The organism is Pseudoalteromonas luteoviolacea (assembly GCF_001696455.1).
GTDB classification, from domain to species: domain Bacteria; phylum Pseudomonadota; class Gammaproteobacteria; order Enterobacterales; family Alteromonadaceae; genus Pseudoalteromonas; species Pseudoalteromonas luteoviolacea_C.
Genome location: NZ_MAUJ01000005.1, coordinates 217856 through 235491 on the forward strand (window position 1 = coordinate 217856; position 17636 = coordinate 235491).

The 17636-nt window shown below is 43.0% G+C and carries 20 protein-coding genes and 1 riboswitch; of the genes, 5 read left to right on the forward strand and 15 right to left on the reverse strand.

What is annotated here, in order from left to right; all coding sequences use genetic code 11:
* Window positions 1-117: 117 nt before the first annotated feature.
* Window positions 118-639 carry a flavodoxin FldB gene (gene fldB / locus A7985_RS15980; RefSeq protein ID WP_065791429.1) on the forward strand — a complete coding sequence of 174 codons (522 nt, stop codon included), beginning with the start codon at window positions 118-120 and terminating at the stop codon, window positions 637-639.
* Window positions 640-703: 64 nt separating this feature from the next.
* On the opposite strand, the gene A7985_RS15985 is transcribed toward fldB, so the two are convergent.
* On the reverse strand, window positions 704-1213 hold the full coding sequence (locus tag A7985_RS15985) for a hypothetical protein (protein WP_256096782.1): 510 nt from the start codon (window positions 1211-1213) through the stop codon (window positions 704-706).
* 52 nt (window positions 1214-1265) lie between these two features.
* The gene (locus A7985_RS15990) at window positions 1266-1964 is read right to left on the reverse strand and encodes a tRNA1(Val) (adenine(37)-N6)-methyltransferase (RefSeq protein ID WP_065791430.1); all 699 of its coding nucleotides are present in this window, start codon (window positions 1962-1964) and stop codon (window positions 1266-1268) included.
* A 67-nt stretch (window positions 1965-2031) separates the two neighbouring features.
* On the opposite strand from A7985_RS15990, the gene srmB reads away from it, so the two are divergent.
* Complete coding sequence (srmB, locus tag A7985_RS15995; RefSeq protein WP_065791431.1) at window positions 2032-3264, forward strand: ATP-dependent RNA helicase SrmB; 1233 nt, start codon at window positions 2032-2034, stop codon at window positions 3262-3264.
* 542 nt (window positions 3265-3806) lie between these two features.
* Window positions 3807-4601 carry a hypothetical protein gene (locus A7985_RS16000; protein ID WP_065791432.1) on the forward strand — a complete coding sequence of 265 codons (795 nt, stop codon included), beginning with the start codon at window positions 3807-3809 and terminating at the stop codon, window positions 4599-4601.
* Here A7985_RS16000 and A7985_RS16005 read toward each other — a convergent pair.
* Window positions 4558-5733 (reverse strand): MFS transporter, encoded by a 1176-nt coding sequence (locus A7985_RS16005; protein ID WP_065791433.1) that lies wholly within the window; start codon window positions 5731-5733, stop codon window positions 4558-4560. The genes A7985_RS16000 and A7985_RS16005 overlap by 44 nt on opposite strands.
* 257 nt (window positions 5734-5990) lie before the next feature.
* Window positions 5991-6770, reverse strand: coding sequence for a peroxide stress protein YaaA (yaaA, locus tag A7985_RS16010; RefSeq protein ID WP_065791434.1), 780 nt, complete (start codon window positions 6768-6770; stop codon window positions 5991-5993).
* Between the two features lie 289 nt (window positions 6771-7059).
* Here yaaA and tal point away from each other — a divergent pair, with 289 nt between their 5' ends.
* Window positions 7060-8010, forward strand: coding sequence for a transaldolase (gene tal, locus A7985_RS16015; protein ID WP_065791435.1), 951 nt, complete (start codon window positions 7060-7062; stop codon window positions 8008-8010).
* Between the two features lie 463 nt (window positions 8011-8473).
* The gene (locus A7985_RS16020; protein WP_063373173.1) at window positions 8474-8665 is read left to right on the forward strand and encodes a DUF3545 family protein; all 192 of its coding nucleotides are present in this window, start codon (window positions 8474-8476) and stop codon (window positions 8663-8665) included.
* Window positions 8666-8750: 85 nt separating this feature from the next.
* On the opposite strand, the gene ung is transcribed toward A7985_RS16020, so the two are convergent.
* The 11 genes from ung to nqrM all read right to left on the reverse strand — a co-directional run bounded on the left by ung (window position 8751) and on the right by nqrM (window position 17626).
* Window positions 8751-9410, reverse strand: coding sequence for a uracil-DNA glycosylase (gene ung, locus A7985_RS16025; protein ID WP_065791436.1), 660 nt, complete (start codon window positions 9408-9410; stop codon window positions 8751-8753).
* Window positions 9407-10261: a cobalamin-binding protein gene (locus tag A7985_RS16030; RefSeq protein WP_065791437.1), complete on the reverse strand. Its 855-nt coding sequence runs from the start codon at window positions 10259-10261 to the stop codon at window positions 9407-9409. The genes ung and A7985_RS16030 overlap by 4 nt, the downstream gene beginning before the upstream one ends.
* The gene (gene cobO, locus A7985_RS26275) at window positions 10261-10860 is read right to left on the reverse strand and encodes a cob(I)yrinic acid a,c-diamide adenosyltransferase (protein ID WP_065791438.1); all 600 of its coding nucleotides are present in this window, start codon (window positions 10858-10860) and stop codon (window positions 10261-10263) included. Before cobO ends, A7985_RS16030 begins: the two co-directional genes overlap by 1 nt.
* Before the next feature lie 9 nt (window positions 10861-10869).
* Window positions 10870-12339: a cobyric acid synthase gene (locus A7985_RS16040; RefSeq protein ID WP_065791439.1), complete on the reverse strand. Its 1470-nt coding sequence runs from the start codon at window positions 12337-12339 to the stop codon at window positions 10870-10872.
* Window positions 12336-12878, reverse strand: a complete 543-nt coding sequence (gene cobU / locus A7985_RS16045) for a bifunctional adenosylcobinamide kinase/adenosylcobinamide-phosphate guanylyltransferase (protein ID WP_065791440.1) — start codon at window positions 12876-12878, stop codon at window positions 12336-12338. The genes A7985_RS16040 and cobU overlap by 4 nt, the downstream gene beginning before the upstream one ends.
* A complete protein-coding gene (locus tag A7985_RS16050; RefSeq protein WP_065791441.1) occupies window positions 12875-13651 on the reverse strand; it encodes an adenosylcobinamide-GDP ribazoletransferase in 777 nt (258 codons plus the stop codon). The genes cobU and A7985_RS16050 overlap by 4 nt, the downstream gene beginning before the upstream one ends.
* A gap of 1 nt (window position 13652) precedes the next feature.
* Complete coding sequence (gene cobT, locus A7985_RS16055; RefSeq protein ID WP_065791442.1) at window positions 13653-14708, reverse strand: nicotinate-nucleotide--dimethylbenzimidazole phosphoribosyltransferase; 1056 nt, start codon at window positions 14706-14708, stop codon at window positions 13653-13655.
* A 12-nt stretch (window positions 14709-14720) separates the two neighbouring features.
* Window positions 14721-15713 carry a FecCD family ABC transporter permease gene (locus A7985_RS16060; RefSeq protein ID WP_065791443.1) on the reverse strand — a complete coding sequence of 331 codons (993 nt, stop codon included), beginning with the start codon at window positions 15711-15713 and terminating at the stop codon, window positions 14721-14723.
* The gene (locus A7985_RS16065; protein WP_065791444.1) at window positions 15710-16528 is read right to left on the reverse strand and encodes an ABC transporter ATP-binding protein; all 819 of its coding nucleotides are present in this window, start codon (window positions 16526-16528) and stop codon (window positions 15710-15712) included. Before A7985_RS16065 ends, A7985_RS16060 begins: the two co-directional genes overlap by 4 nt.
* An 84-nt stretch (window positions 16529-16612) precedes the next feature.
* Window positions 16613-16745: riboswitch (cobalamin riboswitch) on the reverse strand.
* Window positions 16746-16760: 15 nt separating this feature from the next.
* Window positions 16761-17360 carry a histidine phosphatase family protein gene (locus A7985_RS16070; RefSeq protein ID WP_065791445.1) on the reverse strand — a complete coding sequence of 200 codons (600 nt, stop codon included), beginning with the start codon at window positions 17358-17360 and terminating at the stop codon, window positions 16761-16763.
* Between the two features lie 53 nt (window positions 17361-17413).
* Complete coding sequence (gene nqrM, locus A7985_RS16075) at window positions 17414-17626, reverse strand: (Na+)-NQR maturation NqrM (RefSeq protein ID WP_023399569.1); 213 nt, start codon at window positions 17624-17626, stop codon at window positions 17414-17416.
* Window positions 17627-17636 lie beyond the last annotated feature (10 nt).

Below are 17636 nucleotides of genomic sequence, written 5' to 3' on the forward strand. Positions count from 1 at the left end.
GCTCATCTTCTGTATTTGATAATGTTTCTTGTTCGTTCACGGGCTGCCTGTATCAATTAATTAAGCCTTAAGGTAGACTGCCCCCATATAATAACAGCCATTCAAGTGAAGAAAACAATGCAAATCGGGTTATTTTATGGTTCAACAACCTGTTATACAGAAATGGCCGCTGAAAAAATTCAAGAAATTATAGGTAAAGACGTCGTATCGCTACACAATATAAAAGATGAGCCATTAAAAGGCGCAGAGCAATTCGACTTTGTGATTTTTGGTATTTCCACGTGGGACTTTGGTGAACTTCAAGAAGACTGGGAATCTCATTGGGACGATATCGATGGTGTTAATCTGCAAGGTAAAACCATCGCACTATTTGGCATGGGAGATCAACAAGGCTACGGTCAATGGTTTCAAGATGCGCTGGGTATGCTACACGATAAAATCGCCCCTCAAGGTGTTAATTTTATTGGTTTGTGGCCAAACTCAGATGACTATGAGTTTGAAGCATCTAAAGCACTGACAGAAGACGGCACGCAGTTTGTCGGTCTCGCACTCGATGAAGATAGCCAATACGACAAAAGCGATGAACGTATCGCAACTTGGATTGAGCAAGTTATGACGGAATACGCCAATACGCTTTAAACAGGCTCACCTGCGGGCGGTTTCAGCCCGCACTTTACTGGCTACCTTATTACACACGATAATTTTATAGCCAAGATATTGTTCTGATCCAAACCGACATAGCAGGAAACCCCTGCTGCGGACAAGTCATTTGATAAGCTCCGAGTAGCGGATGCCCTATCCCACCACCGTGTTCAAAAGCTTCAATTAAGCTCTCACTGCTCCCCCTAAAACCAGCTTCATGGAAAACAACTTGTAAAGGAAAACCTAGATGGATAGCCGCTGCTACAGACCATGCGGTTGCAGCCATTTCTTCTCCCATCATTTGTTGTTTGGGACGCTGATGCCGCAAGCCCGTTTTGTATATATTGCCATCCAAAAAGCAACGCTCAGTAGGCTCACACACAGCGTAATGGCCAGCCTCATGTAATATGTCACCTGGGAACTGAACCTTTTCTACATCTATATGCAGCACCCCTTTATTATGCTTAAGGCCCGGCAAAAATGTGTCATCATCGAGCGGTATAAGCTGATAGGGCAAATCGATCTCGCTGAGAAACTCAAGTATTCGGTTAATTTGCGCTAAATTTGCCACGCCACGCTCCTTTCCAAGCTATTGAATGCCATTACATTAGCATGTTTCAAGGCTACATTTTCAGGTAAAATGCCTTACATAAAGAAGTATACTCTTCTGTATACTGTCCATGTATATTATAGATACATAAGGTCTCCCTATGTGTATCACAAGGATTGGTGGACATTTCAAACATCAAACGAGAAACACCTTTATTAGGTGTTGTTTTTACTTCACACACCCTCGCTAAATGCAGATTGTTTTGCTCTGCAAGCCAGATAAACGCGCTTCCCTCTTCATAAGGTAAAATAACCGCCAATCGAGCATTCGGTTTTGCGACACGTAAAAATGCGCTTATCAACTCTTCAAAACTCAAACTGTCTGTGTGGCGCGCTACATTGCGACGGGCATCTTCCCCCTTAAGGCTTGATTGAAAATAAGGCGGGTTACTGATCACCAAATCAAACTGCTGAGTCGATTCAAACTGCTGTACAGCCAGCTGTACCAATTCAATTTCTGGCCATGGCGAGGCGCTGAAATTTTCTTTTGCGTCTAGCGCGGCCAGCTCATCTATTTCGATAGCGTGAACTTGTAATTCTGGTGCCCGTTGCTTGGCCATTAAACTCAACAACCCTGTACCCGTACCGATATCTAGTAAATTCTGCGCGTTTACCAGTGATATCCACGCCCCAAACATAATTCCATCGGTTGAAACCTTCATCGCAGCACGGTTTTGGTCAATTTTAAACTGTTTAAATGCAAAGCTTGCCATATTGAACCTTTTAGAAAGCGTCAAGCACACGTATAATTCCGCTATTGTCCTTTATTTGTGATGCATTATGCAATTTTCTGAATTCGATCTGGATGGCAAGTTACTTTCTGCCATAAAAAAAATTGGTTATACAACCGCAACTAGCATTCAACAACTCTCAATACCTGAAGCGCTTTTAGGCAGAGATATTCTCGCCTCAGCGCCTACTGGCACAGGTAAAACAGCCGCTTTCTTGATCCCTGCAATTCAGTATTTGCTCGACTTCCCTAGAAAAGACCCAGGTTTTGCACGTGTACTGATAATGACGCCTACCCGTGAACTTGCTTATCAAGTACATGAGCAATGTCAGGCGCTAGCCGAAAACACGCATTTACGCATTGGTGTGGTGACCGGTGGTATCAACTATGGTAGTCACAAAGAAATTTTTGAAAAAAATAACGATATATTAATCGCGACGCCTGGGCGATTAATGGAGTATTTAGAAACTGAAAACTTCCATGCTGATAATGTAGAGCTGTTGGTCTTAGATGAAGCGGACCGCATGCTAGATATGGGTTTCAAAAAAGAGATGCTGCGCATTTGTGATGAAGCCAAAAATCGTCGCCAAGGTTTCTTATTCTCAGCCACGTTAGAAGGAGATAGCGTTGAACTATTTGCAGAACGCATGCTCAACGACCCTGCTTTGCTTGAAGCTGAGCCTTCGCGTAAAGAAAAAGGCAAAATTCACCAATGGGTTCACCTTGCGGATGATTACAAGCATAAACTCGCAATACTGACCAATTTGTTACAAAGTGAAGACGTCGAAAAGGCCATCGTCTTCGTGAAAACTCGCGAGCGCCTAGAGCAATTAATCGGTGAGCTGTATGCCAATGAAATAAAAACGACTTGGCTACGTGGTGAAATGCCACAAGATAAGCGCATGGCTGCCATGGCAAGCTTCCATAGTGGTCGTACAAATATCCTTGTTGCTACTGACGTCGCCGCTCGAGGTATTGACGTGCCAGATATCACCCATGTCATCAATTTCGATATGCCACGAACTGCCGACATTTATGTGCACCGTATTGGTCGAACAGGCCGTGCAGGGAAAAAAGGAACGGCTATTTCATTAGTCGAAGCCCACGATGTTGAAATTTTAGGTAAGGTTGAACGCTATACGGATCAAAAGCTAAAACGTAGAACGCTTGAAGGGCTCGCGCCAAAGCACAAGGAAGCAAAGCCGCCGAAAAAGAAAAAGGACGCGGCAAAAATCAAGGCAAAGAAGAAAGCAGCAAAGACAAAAACCAAAAAGAAAAAATAATTAAAAGCCCCGGTAGGGGCTTTTTTATGTAACAACTATTATGTAGTCAATGTAATGTATAAATTAATTCCGGATATGGGCATAAGATAAAGTTGGGAAGCCTGAAACACATGTAGAACTGTCATCAGGGATCCAAATTGATACTTTCTTTTTCGTAGCTTGAGCAGCTAAAAATATAGAAAGAATAGCATCCGCATTCTTTATCTTTGTTGAGTCCCAACGTATTGAGTCCAACCCCTTATTTGGACAATTATTTGAACTGGGAATTGTTGATGTATTATTTATCTTTGGAATATAGATATAGCAAATACTATTATCAACATGACACCCAACATGAGTAATTAATGTATCAATTTGCTTTGCGTATGTAACAGTAGAAGCTAGTAGAGCTATTGAAAACAGCAATATTTTAAACAATTTATACATATCCTGACTAATTTATAAAAACATTAAGATATCAAAAAAAAGCCATATGGATCAACATACAATTAACAACCATATTTAATATAGTTAAAGTTAGTAAATATACGAAGGGCAAGCTTGTGGAAGAGTATCAGAAAGTAATGTTGGAAAAATATTTAGCAGAGCTGCGCTTACTTGTTGATCCTCACCTCATTGCAAAGTATCCCAGCTTTGCAGAAAAACCCTACCCACTTGGTCGCTGCAAAGAAATCCGCAATGCAATATTAGAGTTATTACTAGAGCGTCTCGCTATACCGATAATACCTAAACCATTACAAGTATTAGAAAGAAAAATAAGATTAGGGCATACGTTAAAACCAGTTTGGGGCTCTTTAAGAGATGAATATTTCCAAAATGCCATTTTAATTGACGACTGGTATATAGATGCAGCTAACGACACTGTAAACCCAAATAAACCTAGAGTTGAAATATTAAAGCTCCAGCAAAGTGGGTTTAGCGCGATTACTAGCTTTGAACAATTTTGTCTTATCGCTAGAAAATACTGGCAGGTGTCTATCTATAAAAATGACGTTTACCCCGCAATTGCCCCTTTTTTACCATTATTGTGTGTCAATGAAAAAGGCGCTTGTTGGCTCGGTGCTGCAAACGATGACATGATAGCACTAGCAAGATGTTCACAATTTACCTTGAGTGAGCGGATCTTAACAAAACTATCAAGTACACCAAGTGCCATAAAACAACAATGGTACGCACATTACGCCAATCTCAATAACCCACTACTGGAGCAGCACTCGCTGGATCCCGTTGAGTTTTGCCAGCGATACCGAAATGAGCAAAAAGATCAAGATTTATCTTTTCGGGATGATGTCGTTAAATCTTACTTACGCTTAGCGCAGGGGGTGAGTAGCTTTTAAACCACAAAGAGGCGCCCAGAGCAACGCACACAATTGGCACTGACCATATGTTAAGCGGTTGCCACCCAATCTCGCTCTCTAACCAACCAGCAAATAATGACGACACCACAACCATACTAAATACAAAAAACTCGTTTGCTGCCTGTGTTTTTGCTCGCTCATGGGGTTCATAAGTTTGGCTCACCAAGGCCGTCGCACTGATAAACATAAAGTTCCACCCAACACCCAGCAAAAACAGTGCCGTCATAAAGTGCCAGTGAGTCACACCAAGTAAATTTATGACGGCACATGCCAACATAAACAAACAACCTGCCACTGTCATATTTACGGCACTGTAGCGTTCCACTAATTTCCCCGTAAAAAACGACGGTAAAAACATGCCAAGTACATGCCATTCAATCACCAGAGCTGACTCTGCTAAATCAAATCCATGACGATGCATTGCTAACGGGGTTGCAGTCATCAACAGATTCATCACCGAATAACTGATCATGCCGATAAGCGCGGCAATGACAAATTGTGGCTGTGAAATGATTTCTTTTATTGGCCGCGGAGCCAAACAGCTTTGCTTTTCAGTAACTTCGTTAAATGCCACCATTTGCAGTAGGCATAAAGCAATCAAATATACACAAGTTAATGCTAAAAATGAGTTGGCATAGTTAAGTGCGGGAAAGTGGTGATTCACCCAAACTGCTAGATTTGGCCCTAAAATCGCGGCGATGACGCCACTTGCCATTATCATCGAAATCGCTCGCGCAGGTTTGTCACTGGCTTCAATTGCAGCAAAGCGATATAGCGTCGCAAAGCCGATACCAACACCAATCAAAAACGTCGCGACACAAAATAAGTAAAAATGACTTTGAGATAGGGAAATAAACCCAATAACCGCGCCAAGCGTACCTATGACATTACCAATACTAAACCCAAGCTTTCGACCAGTTTTTGCCATAACGAGTGAAGCTGGTACCGTTGTCAATAACAACCCAAGCATCTGCATTGCGATTGGCAAAGTAGTCAAGGTGGCTGAGGGGCTGAGCATTTGGCCCACCAGTGCGCTGATGGTCACCAGCAGAATATTGCCCGTTGTCATTAAGCCCTGACAGCAGGACAACAAAAAAACGTTTTTATTCAATTTAACTGTCCCTGCTTTTTAGAAAGGGTAATAAACTCAATACGTATTATGCTTTGGCTTCACAGTACACATAGTCAATTCATCGTGGCAGCGCATTAAGCACTGCCTGATAAGTGGATCTCCTTGAGGGTGATCTTCTCTACACATACCGGTGCAATTTTGCTGTGTCTGTTGGCAAGAAAGCGTTCCTTTGGGCGACACATACGAAAAATGGCTACAGCCTTGTAGCAGCAATAATAGCGCTAGTATGCGTATTTTCACGACTGTTCTTCTCTTAAAAATACCGGTTCATTGGCTTTAATTGTTGCTTCTTCGCTAAAGTAATAGCCAGCAACATCAAAGGCTTTAAGTGATTCTAGGTCCTGTACTTTATTTTCCATAATGTAACGCGCCATCATGCCACGCGCTTTTTTCGCGTAAAAGCTGATCACTTTGTACTGGCCATTTTTACAATCTTTAAATACCGGCGTAATGATATCTGCTTTCAATGCCTTTTTATCTACCGCTTTAAAATATTCATTCGACGCGAGATTAATTAATGCACTTGCGCCACTTTCGGCCAATGCTTCATTCAGCTTTTCTGCAATCACACTGCCCCAAAACTCATATAAATTCTTACCACGAGAATTGGCCAGTTTGGTGCCCATTTCTAGACGATAGGCTTGCATAAGGTCGAGTGGCTTAAGCACACCATATAATCCCGATAATATGCGTAGGTGTTGCTGAGTATAATCAATAGTTTCTTCTGATAAGGTTTCAGCTTCCAATCCCGCATACACATCCCCATTAAAAGCAAAAACAGCTTGCTTGGCATTGTCTGCTGTAAAAGGTTGAGACCACTGTGCAAATCTGGCTGCATTTAACCCAGCTAACTTATCGCTGATTTTCATTAAACTGCCGATTTCTTGTGGACTTAAATCACGACAGACTGAAATTAATGCTTCGGAATGCGTCAATAACTCAGGGAAGGTGTGACGCTCTGTTGGTGCACTAGAGTCGTAATCGAGATTTTTTGCTGGTGAAATAACCGTGATCATTGATAGCCTATTGACTTAGATATTTATTAATGTCAATTTCAACACTATCCACAGTGAATCGCAAGCGTAAAACCTTCTGCTCATAGTGTTCCGTTAAGCCGCAAGGTAACAGACAACATCACTACTGTGGAAAACATAACACGCCTTACTATAACAATGACCAAAATTGGCTAGGACATCTCTGCTTGTCTCGTTGCAAGCGGACATTTGACCTATAAAAGCTGATCACGGTATTGCAACATAGGGTGTGTAATTTATTTATAGCTGCAAAATTAGGAATGAGGACAGCATGACTTCAGCATTAGATAGGCTAAAACAGCATTCATCGATTGTCGCCGATACTGGCGACATCGAAGCGATCCGTAAACATCAACCGGAAGACGCAACGACTAACCCGTCACTTTTATTAAAAGCAGCTCAAACGCCTGCCTATCAGCCGTTTCTAAAACAGGCTTTAGATTACGCTAAATCACAAGAGCAAGACGAGCACAAGCAAGTTGAACTAGCATGTGATTACTTCTCGGTATTAATTGGTAAAGAAATTGCCAACATCGTACCTGGTTATATTTCAACTGAGGTTGATGCACGTTTGTCTTTCGATACACAGGCGACGATTGCTAAAGCACAGCAATTGCTTGCATTGTATGCAGAACAAGGCGTAAGCAAAGATAAAATCTTAATCAAAATCGCCTCAACTTGGGAAGGCATCAAAGCGGCTGAAGAATTAGAGAAGCAAGGTGTAAAATGTAACCTAACACTGCTTTTCAGTCAGGCTCAAGCACGTGCATGTGCTGATGCAAATGTATTCTTAATTTCACCATTTGTTGGCCGTATCTTAGATTGGCACGTCGCACATGGTGTAGATAAGCCGACTGATCCACTGGACGATCCTGGCGTACAATCAGTTCGTACAATCTACGATTTCTACAAGCAACATGGTTACAAAACCGTTGTTATGGGCGCAAGCTTCCGTAATACCGGTGAAATTGTCGCACTGACAGGATGTGACAAGCTAACGATTAGCCCAGCATTGCTTGAAGAGCTTGGCGAATTACCAGCGAGTGAGGATTACCTTTTAGAAAACAACTACGAAGTTGCTCAGAAACCAGCACCTTTAACTGAAAGTGAATTCCGTTGGTTACATAACCAAGATGCGATGGCAACAGAAAAGCTGGCTGAAGGTATTCGCGCATTTGCACACGCTCAAGAAATTCTAGAGTCAGAAGTTAAGTCTCTTTAACAACTTTGACCCACACAGAGCCGACAGTGATTTCACTTAGGCTCTGTGTTACGTTCACCACATTAATCAAATTTCATCCAACTTTTTCATATTCATTTACAAAGTATATTTATCGACTTGCCTGCGGTGCATTTTAGATATGATTCGGTGTAGCCATCCACCACGCCTTCGCTTTCATCCCTTTAACAGAAACATATATAAATCAATAAAGTATATCTTTAATTTGACTTATTCCTGCTACTTTAATGCACTATTTTAGGCGCGAGTAGTCACATCATTCAATCTACAAAACTCTCCCACACTGTCATCAAAGTGTCACTTTGTTTTCACTTTAAATACATATTAGTGTTTTATTTTTCTACTGTCTGTGATATACCAGCATTACTCGAAGTGTGTTTTTCATGCAAGTTGGGGTAATGCTAAAGCACATGTTTTGAGGTTAGTACATCAATAGGAGATATTCATGGATAGCCTAGACGATATGATTGAAATAGTAGAAAGTCCTGAACCAAAGAAAAGAGCCTCTTCGAAGGGGAAAAAAAGAAAATGGCGTGAAATTGAAGCGCTCAAAGACAGACAGCGCCTTCGAAAGGAACTAGAAGAACTGGATATATTTGCAGACAGTGTCGACCTAGACGAACTCGATTTTATATAACAAAAAGGCTCTTTTAGAGCCTTTTTGTTTATCTGCAATGCATTACTGATTTGGTATATGCCATACCATTTCAGTAATATCCTATTTAGACTTGCCAATTAATCGGGCGTTTTCCCATTGATTGCAGTAGGTCATTGGCTTGTGAAAAATGCTTACAACCAAAAAAGCCACGATGTGCAGAAAGTGGTGATGGGTGAGGTGCACGCAACACATGGTGTCGTTTACTGTCTATTGCTTTACCTTTCTTTTGAGCATGCGAGCCCCAAAGTAAAAAGACAATGCCTTCACAATGTGTATTGATTTTATCTATCACTACGTCAGTAAAGTGCTCCCAACCTAAATGCTTGTGAGAGTGTGCTTGACCTTGCTCAACGGTCAAAACTGTATTTAGCAACAACACCCCCTGCTCCGCCCAAGGCAAAAGGTAGCCGTGATTGGGAATTTCGAACCCTGGAATATCTTGTGCTAGCTCTTTATACATATTCGCTAGGGAAGGAGGCGGCTTTATACCCGGCAAAACAGAAAAGCACAACCCATGGGCTTGATTGGGTCCATGATATGGATCTTGGCCTAAAATCACGACTTTAACCTGATCTAGTTCAGTGGCTTTGAATGCTTCAAAGACCTTGTCTTCAGGAGGATAAACCGTCACACCTTGGGTGCGGCGCTGTGCGACATAATTCATCGTATCTTGAAAGTATATTTGTTGCTTTTCAGCTCCTAAAAGATCTCGCCATGTTGTCATTGCCGTTTTCCATAATAAGTTCTTGAAGCGTGGAGTTTATCACACATATCCCTTACTCCAATCAGCATTCTTGTGCTAAAGCGGTGTAATAGGTCAGCGTCAACCTCAATATATTGCTGATGCTTCACAGCAGGTATTTCTTGCCATAGTTGCCAATCAACTTTTGGCGGTTGTTTTTCCGCTCTTTCATTGGGTATGACAATAGCCTGAGGATGTTTAGCAATGACATTTTCTAGACTTATCTGCGGGTATTCAGTGGTTGCGTCCGCAAAAACATTTCTTACGCCACAAATAGTGAGGGTTTGATGTATCCAAGTTTTACCATTGATCGTCATCAAAGGGGAAGGCCAAAGCTGATAGAAAACATCCAGAGCTTCTTTACGTTGATAAGTATCGACTAGTTGCTGGTATTCACTTAAGAACTTTTCTGCTTGTAATTTCGCTTGTACTTCTCGACCCGTTAACTCACCCAACTTCATCAACTCCTTTGGTACTTGATGAATATCTTTGGATGTACTGTACGCGACCGGAATGCCTAACGCTTTTAGTTTCTCTATATCCGCTTCTTTATTGCCATTTTTCCATACAACCACAAGATCTGGACGCAGTGCAAGTACCTTTTCAAGCTGGATCCCATGAAAGCCCCCTATCCTTGGTATTTTCTTTGCGGCTTCTGGGTAGTCGGCATGCTCAACCGTGCCAACAATCCGCTCCCCCGCACCTATGGCATATAAATTCTCGACAATATGAGGCGCTAAAGCAATGATCCGTTTTGGTAGTTGCTGCGGCTGTGCATTCACCAATGAACTCACCAAAAGCAATACGCTCGCTAAGATCCTTTTTATCAGCATTAGAAGTCAAACCCTTTCTGCGCTTTAATTCCTGCTTCAAATGCATGCTTGACATTTCTAACTTCACTCACCGTATCTGCAAGCTCTGTCAAGCTTCGATGCGCGCCTCGCCCTGTAATGATCACAGATTGCATTTTAGGCCTGTTTTGAAGCGCTTCAAGCACTTCATCTAAATCTAAATAATCGTAACTGACCATATACGTCAATTCATCTAGCAGCACTAAATCAAGGCTTTCATCTTTTAACCACGCCTTTGCCTGTTGCCAAGTTGCTTGCGCTGCCTGAGTGTCGGTTTCTCGGTTTTGCGTCTCCCAAGTGAATCCTGTTTTCATGACCGCAAAAGGGACTCCGGCTTTTTCGAGCAAGTTGCGCTCGCCGCATGCCCAATTCCCTTTAATAAATTGCACCACCGCTGCCTGCATGCCGTGACCAACACAGCGAGCAACGGTGCCAAAACCAGAAGTAGATTTGCCTTTCCCATTGCCAGTGATTACCTGTAGGATCCCTTGTTCTATATTCGCTTCAGCGACTTTTTGATCCACTTGTTCCTTTACTTTTTGCTGTCTTGCTTTGTGTTTTTCTTGATTTTTTTCTGTCATGCTTAGCTCCTATACGTCGAGTGCAAAAATCTTTTCTATATCTAGGTGTTGTTCACAAATATCTGCTAGCTTATCGAGCTGCGCTTCTCTATGTGCGTCTAAATCAAAACCTTCGTCAGTAAACTTACCGTGACTCGCCCAACTTAAAATAGCAGAACATGTATTTGGATCATCAAATAGCCCATGTAAGTATGTGCCCGCCAACAAATTATCATCCGAAATAAACCCATCATAATTCGTACCCAGTGGGTGTTTGGAAAATTCAAGAAAAGGTTTATCCAATGCGGGCCCAGTACTGATACCACAGTGTATCTCGTAGCCACGTATCCCAATCTGCTCATTGTTTAATAAACACGTCCCGAACACATTTGTAAGCTGCTTAGTGTCGCTAAGTTCTGTGGTAAAAGAAGCTAAGTTTAACGCAGTCACCTGTGCTGTTGTCGACTCAACATGAAGTGGATCAAAAATCGTTTGTCCTAACATTTGAAACCCACCACAAATACCCAAAACCTTACCCTGATACCTTAGGTGGCGGACAATTTCTTTATCCCATCCCTCAGATCGCAAAAAGCGCAAGTCGTTAATTACATTCTTGCTACCTGGTATGATTATCAGATCAACTCCCCCAATCTTTTCGCCATGCCTAACGTATTTAAGATCAACTTTAGGGTTGAGCCGTAAGCTGTCGAAATCGGTGTGATTACTAATGTGTGGCAGCAATAAAACAGCGACCCTCAGACAGGCATTTTCCGTACGGTTAGTGATGGTAACCGCATCTTCCGCATCGAGTGTCAGGTCATGTAAATAGGGCAGAACGCCAAAGACTGGTTTACCGGTATAGTCTTCTAACCAATCTAAACCCGACTGCAATAAGCCAATATCTCCACGAAAACGATTAATAACAAACCCCTTTACCAAAGCCTGTTCTTCTTCACTAAGCAGCGCGAGTGTACCAACTAAATGTGCAAATACCCCCCCTTTATCAATATCAGCAATAATGATCACAGGGCAAGATACCTTGCAAGCAAACCCCATATTCGCAATGTCGTTTGCTCTTAGGTTTATTTCAGCAGGGCTGCCCGCACCTTCAACAATACAATACTCAAATTGCGCTGCTAAGCGCTCATGAGATTCAATAACCGCGTCCATCGCAACTGCTTTATAATCGTGGTATTTCCCGGCTTCCATGTTACTCAGCGCCTTACCATGCACGATTACTTGAGCACCAGTATCTGTATTGGGCTTTAATAGAATGGGATTGAAATCCACACTTAAGGGAACGTTCGCAGCCACAGCTTGCAGAGCCTGAGCGCGACCTATTTCCCCCCCGCATGGTGTTACTGCACTGTTGAGTGCCATATTCTGCGGTTTAAATGGCGCAACTTTAATACCTTTACGCGCTGCGACACGGCATAGCCCAGCCACAAGCGTGCTTTTGCCCGCATCTGAAGTAGTGCCCTGCACCATCATTGTTTTCATTTTATTTCGCTTTTCAAATTAAGCGGCAAGCCTGCCATTACAAAGTCGACACGATCCGCAATTGTTGCAATATCTTGGTTTAGCCAGCCAGATTCATCTACAAAACGCCTGCTTAACTCACCCATAGGCACAATGCCATGACCCACTTCATTACTAACCAATATCACACTGCCTTGAGTTGTTTTTAATGCTTTCAGTAATTTAAATTTGTTGTTATTAAATTCACGTTCACTGACTTCACACAACCCATATGTTAACCATAGCGTGAGGCAGTCTATGAGCACACATTGCTTAGGTGTAATCTGCGCAATGATGTCAGCAATCTCCCAAGGGAGTTCTTGAACTTGCCACACAGGTGATCTCGTGGCTTTATGATGCGCAATGCGAACCGCCATTTCATTATCTTTACTTTGCGCAGTCGCAATATAGATCAGTTCTTCCACGTGACCTTCTGATAGCCAACGTTCGGCCCGACACTCTGCTAACGAACTTTTACCAGAACGCGCGCCGCCGATGATTAATTCAACGCGCTTTGTCATAACAAACTCACTACACAAAATGTCAAAATTGCGATTTCGCAGATCTGCTGTGCGGCCCCCAAACAATCTCCTGTATAACCACCGAGCTGGTGAGAAAACCATTGTTGACACACCCACCGTGTAAGCCACAAACAAACACCCAAACCGATCAAATGCCAAATGGAAAAATCAGCTAAATAAAACCCCATCGATGCCACCGCAAATCCAGTAGCGTAAAGGACAACCCTGCTCGTCGGAGTTAAACTTTTTGCAACTGGTTTTACTTTGCTTTGCGCATCCAATTGTACATATGGCAACTTGCCTATTATGCTGGTTGCCGCCATTCTGCTCAGCGCATGTGCTAGTACAATGCTGAATAGTAAAACGGACATATCCACACTTAAAGCCAACAACAATTGGTATTTACTCAGCATTAAAATTATCAGTGCTGTACCACCATAGGTGCCAATTCTACTGTCTTTCATGATGTCTAGCTTTTGCTGCTGGCTCCAACCGCCGCCAAAGCCATCCCAAACATCGGCAAAGCCATCTTCATGAAATGCACCCGTGATAATTAACCCCAAGCCTATAGTAAAGAGAATGGCCACCCCCATGGGTAGACACAAAGATAATAGCCAAAGCGCTGACGCCAAACATAGACCGATGCAGAATCCAACTGCTGCGAAGTATCTGCTAGATAGGTTTATATCATCCTCATTAACGTCACCGTTTAATTTGATTGGTATCCGAGTCAAAAAAATCACGGCAAGCTTCAACAACATCAACTGAGACATGTTATTTAACAACCTGAGTTACGCCGGCGTCTTCAAAACTCGCCATGTCATTATAAATGGCGAGCGCGCTCTGAATAATGGGTAGCGCTAGCGCCGCACCACTTCCCTCTCCTAACCGCATTCCTAAATTTAACAAAGGCTCAACAGCCAAGTAGTCGAGCATTTTTTGATGTCCTTGTTCACTCGAGCAATGTGCAAATACCATATAGTCTTTACTGTTTGGCTCGATAGCAACGGCGAGCATTGCCGCAGCACTTGCAATAAACCCGTCCACAACAATCACTTTTTGTGCACTAGCAACCGCCAACATAGCTCCAACAATATGGACGATTTCAAACCCGCCAAGGCATCGCAAAATAGCCAATGGCTGCTCTGAAGACAATTGGTGCACAAGCAATGCCTGCTCAATTAACTGCCGCTTTTTCTGAACCACCTCACCACTGACCCCTGTTCCAGCGCCTACGGTAAATTCAGCTGCGATACCAGACAAAGCCGAGAATATCGCTGCGGCAGATGTGGTATTACCGATGCCCATTTCTCCGAAAGCAAATAAATTACACCCCTGATTTAGTTGCGCTTCTACAAGGGCCGTAGCATTTACCAAACCTTGTTCTAACTGTGTATTTGTCATTGCGGGTTGAAGATGAAACGCAGCTGTCGAATTTCCAAGTCGGCAGTCAATGACTGCGCTATTTTTTTGCGGGGTAAGTATTCCACAATCTACCACATTGAACTGCCACCCGAGCTGTCGAGCTAATACACATATTGCAGCCCCCCCTTGAGCAAAGTTTGCAACCATTTGTCCTGTGACTTCGCTTGGGGCGATCGACACCCCTTCACTTGCAATACCATGATCACCTGCAAATACACTAATACTTGGATTATTAATTGAGAATTTGGTGGTGCGCATTGCATCATCTGACATGCCTTGCGACAAAATTAAAACAAGCTGCTTAGCTAAGGACTCCAGTTTACCCAAAGAGCCCAGCGGCTTAGTCTTCATATCTAGCTTTTGTTGCACACTTGAACTGTGCCTTAAATCTAAAGGTTTAGTCATTTTCATACTCAATTAAATACTCGCTGAACGCTTTTTAAACATCAGTAATGAAAGGAAAAATACACTCCCAATGGCCGCGGTTATCACACCAATTGGCAACTCTTGATTGTCAATCAAACTCCGAGCAAGCACATCCACCCAGAGCATCAACAGGCCACCGCTTAACGCGGTAACCACCATACCTAATACCCTTGCTTGAGAGATGAAAAAACGCACAATATGTGGGATCATCAGGCCAACAAAACCAACCCCACCGCACGCAGCCACTAACACCGCGGTCAATAAAGAGCTCACTAGCAGCATACCCAAGCGTAAACGATGCACGTTGACGCCCAGCGTCACCGCACTTTCATCGCCAAGAAGAAGCGCGTTTAGGTGACGCCTAAAACAGATCACCGTCAATAGACCCAGCGCTACGACAAATGAAGGCAGCCACATCCATGCCCAGTCCGCTCGGCTAAAACTACCTAAACTCCAGAAAATAATCGCAGCAATCGCTTGTGGATCACTCCAGTACAGTAGCAGGCTAGTAAAAGCGTTGAACAAAAACGACAGTGCGACCCCTGCAAGCAACATATTTTCAATCTGTGCAGTCCCTTTATGGTACGCAATCAGTAGCAAGAGGCTCATTGCACATACACTGCCAAGCAATGCGGCACCCGACATGGCTAAACCATTTTGAATCCCGAAGAGAGTGAGCAGAAGTACCACCCCAAAAGATGCTCCTGAGGAAATACCAAATAAGTAGGGATCGGCCAAAGGGTTGCGCGTGACCGTCTGCAAAATTAAGCCAGCAGTCGCAAGGCCTGCACCGGCCAAAAAGGCCAAAACTGTACGGGGCAACCTTAGTTCAATGATAATTTTTTGTGCCAATTGAGTATTATCGTATGACCACAACGCCAGCCATACATCGTAAAAGTCGACTTGAATGGCGCCTATACTCAATGCACTAATAAAGCTGAAAAGGCAGGCTAAAACTAAGAGACTACTGGCAACTACTCTCACCCCTGCCTCCCAGATTTTTGAAGGATCAATTCGGACTCATCAAGTTGATATTGATAGCGAATATGTGGCATCTGGCTCGGCGAATGCAATGTAACTTCTGCCTTTACGCCAAACACATTCGCTAGCATCTCGGTAGTCATTACGTTTTTTGGGGCACCAGTTGCAACCAATCGCCCTTTATCCAACACTAAAATGGCGTCACATAGTGCCGATGCCAGATTCAAATCATGAAACGATGCAATAACTGTAATACCGAGTGACTTAGCCAGTGCCATTATTTCTATTTGATACTTTACATCCAAATGACTCGTCGGCTCATCCATCAATAATAAACTCGGGCGTTGGACAACTGCTCTGGCTATCATAACCCGTTGTTTTTCTCCCCCCGATAAGGACTCATACGACTGCTTTTGCTTGTGGGTTAGCCCAACCTTGTGTAGTGCTTCTTGAATCGTTTGACGATCTCTCAACGAGATGCTTGAAAACAGCCGCTTATGGGGGGTAAGTCCCATTGCGACAACATCGAAAACGGCTAAATTAAATTGGCTAGGGATCTCTTGCAGTACCGCAGCAACTTTTCTTGCATACGTCTGCCTATCAAACTGATTGATATCTGTTTGATCTATTAAAACAGTACCCGATACCGGTGTTTGAAAACGATACAAGCATCGCAATAGTGATGATTTTCCAGCACCATTAGGACCAATCAAACCGATAAACTGACCAGGGGCTACGTTAAAGGAAATATCAGATAAAATATGTTTGTTGTTAATAACCAAGTCGAGGTTATTTATTGATACTTGTGCCGCTACCATACATCCTCTTGATTCGGGCAGCACAGATCACAATAGGCATTAGTTGCCATAAAAAAGACGTTGTGATATCACTTAAGTGCGCCCGCTTAAGTTCTTATTTCAGCCTTGGTATCTGGCTCTTCACGCACTTGATAAAGAAGCACGACGAATACAGTTGCGGGGACAGCTGAGGATTTTCACCTCATTCCCAAGCAGCACTGAAATGATTATGTGTATTATGAAGTCTAGATGGCTAAAAAACAACTTTGGGCCACGCTGCTCCGTTATTATCGAAATAAACTGAAAGGCGCACGATACAGCCATAGCCGACTTCAAAACAATTTAAATGAGTTGCACTTTTCTGTGGTAACGCCAACACGATTGCAAGCAACGCCTTTATCACCCCGCCATGTGTAACCACTAAGATATCATCATCATTGGGAGAGGAAACAATCTCTTGCCACCACGACTCTACTCTCTTCTCAAAACTCGTCATAGGCTCACCATTTGGCGGTGTATGAGACCAAGGATCTTGCCAAAAATCACCAATACTCGGATTGGCGGTATTCTGCCATAACCATTCATAACAATGTCCGTCCCAATCACCAAAGTCCATTTCTTGAATTTTTGGCTCAATTGCTAATGGCACTTGGTGGGCTTCGCTAAATATACGTGCTGCTTGGCTACACCTTTGACGGGGAGAAGAAATGACTTTTTGTATATTAGTACATTCATCTAGCTGATTTTGCAGCCGTTCAAGGCTTGCAAGAGGAAGTGGCACATCGGAGGCACCGATCAAATGATTGGTTTTGACGGTCTCAGTGTGTCTGACAAGGAAAATGGTTTTTAGCATTAATAATACGCACAAAAAAACGCAGGCTGACCTGCGTTTTTATTCGACCCAAATTATAAAATTTGGTTTTCTCGCCATGACTGCTCTTTCGCTAAGCGTTTTTTACGCTTATCGCATGGGTCGTCACAGTCACATATTTTATCGATGCCCATAGAGCCCAAACCCCCGCAACTACTTGCCATTGATTTTTTCTGTACTATTACGCCCACAGCCATTGCTGCTGCAATCAAAACAAGTAATCCAAAAGTAAGAATAAAAAGTGACATAGGCTAAGCC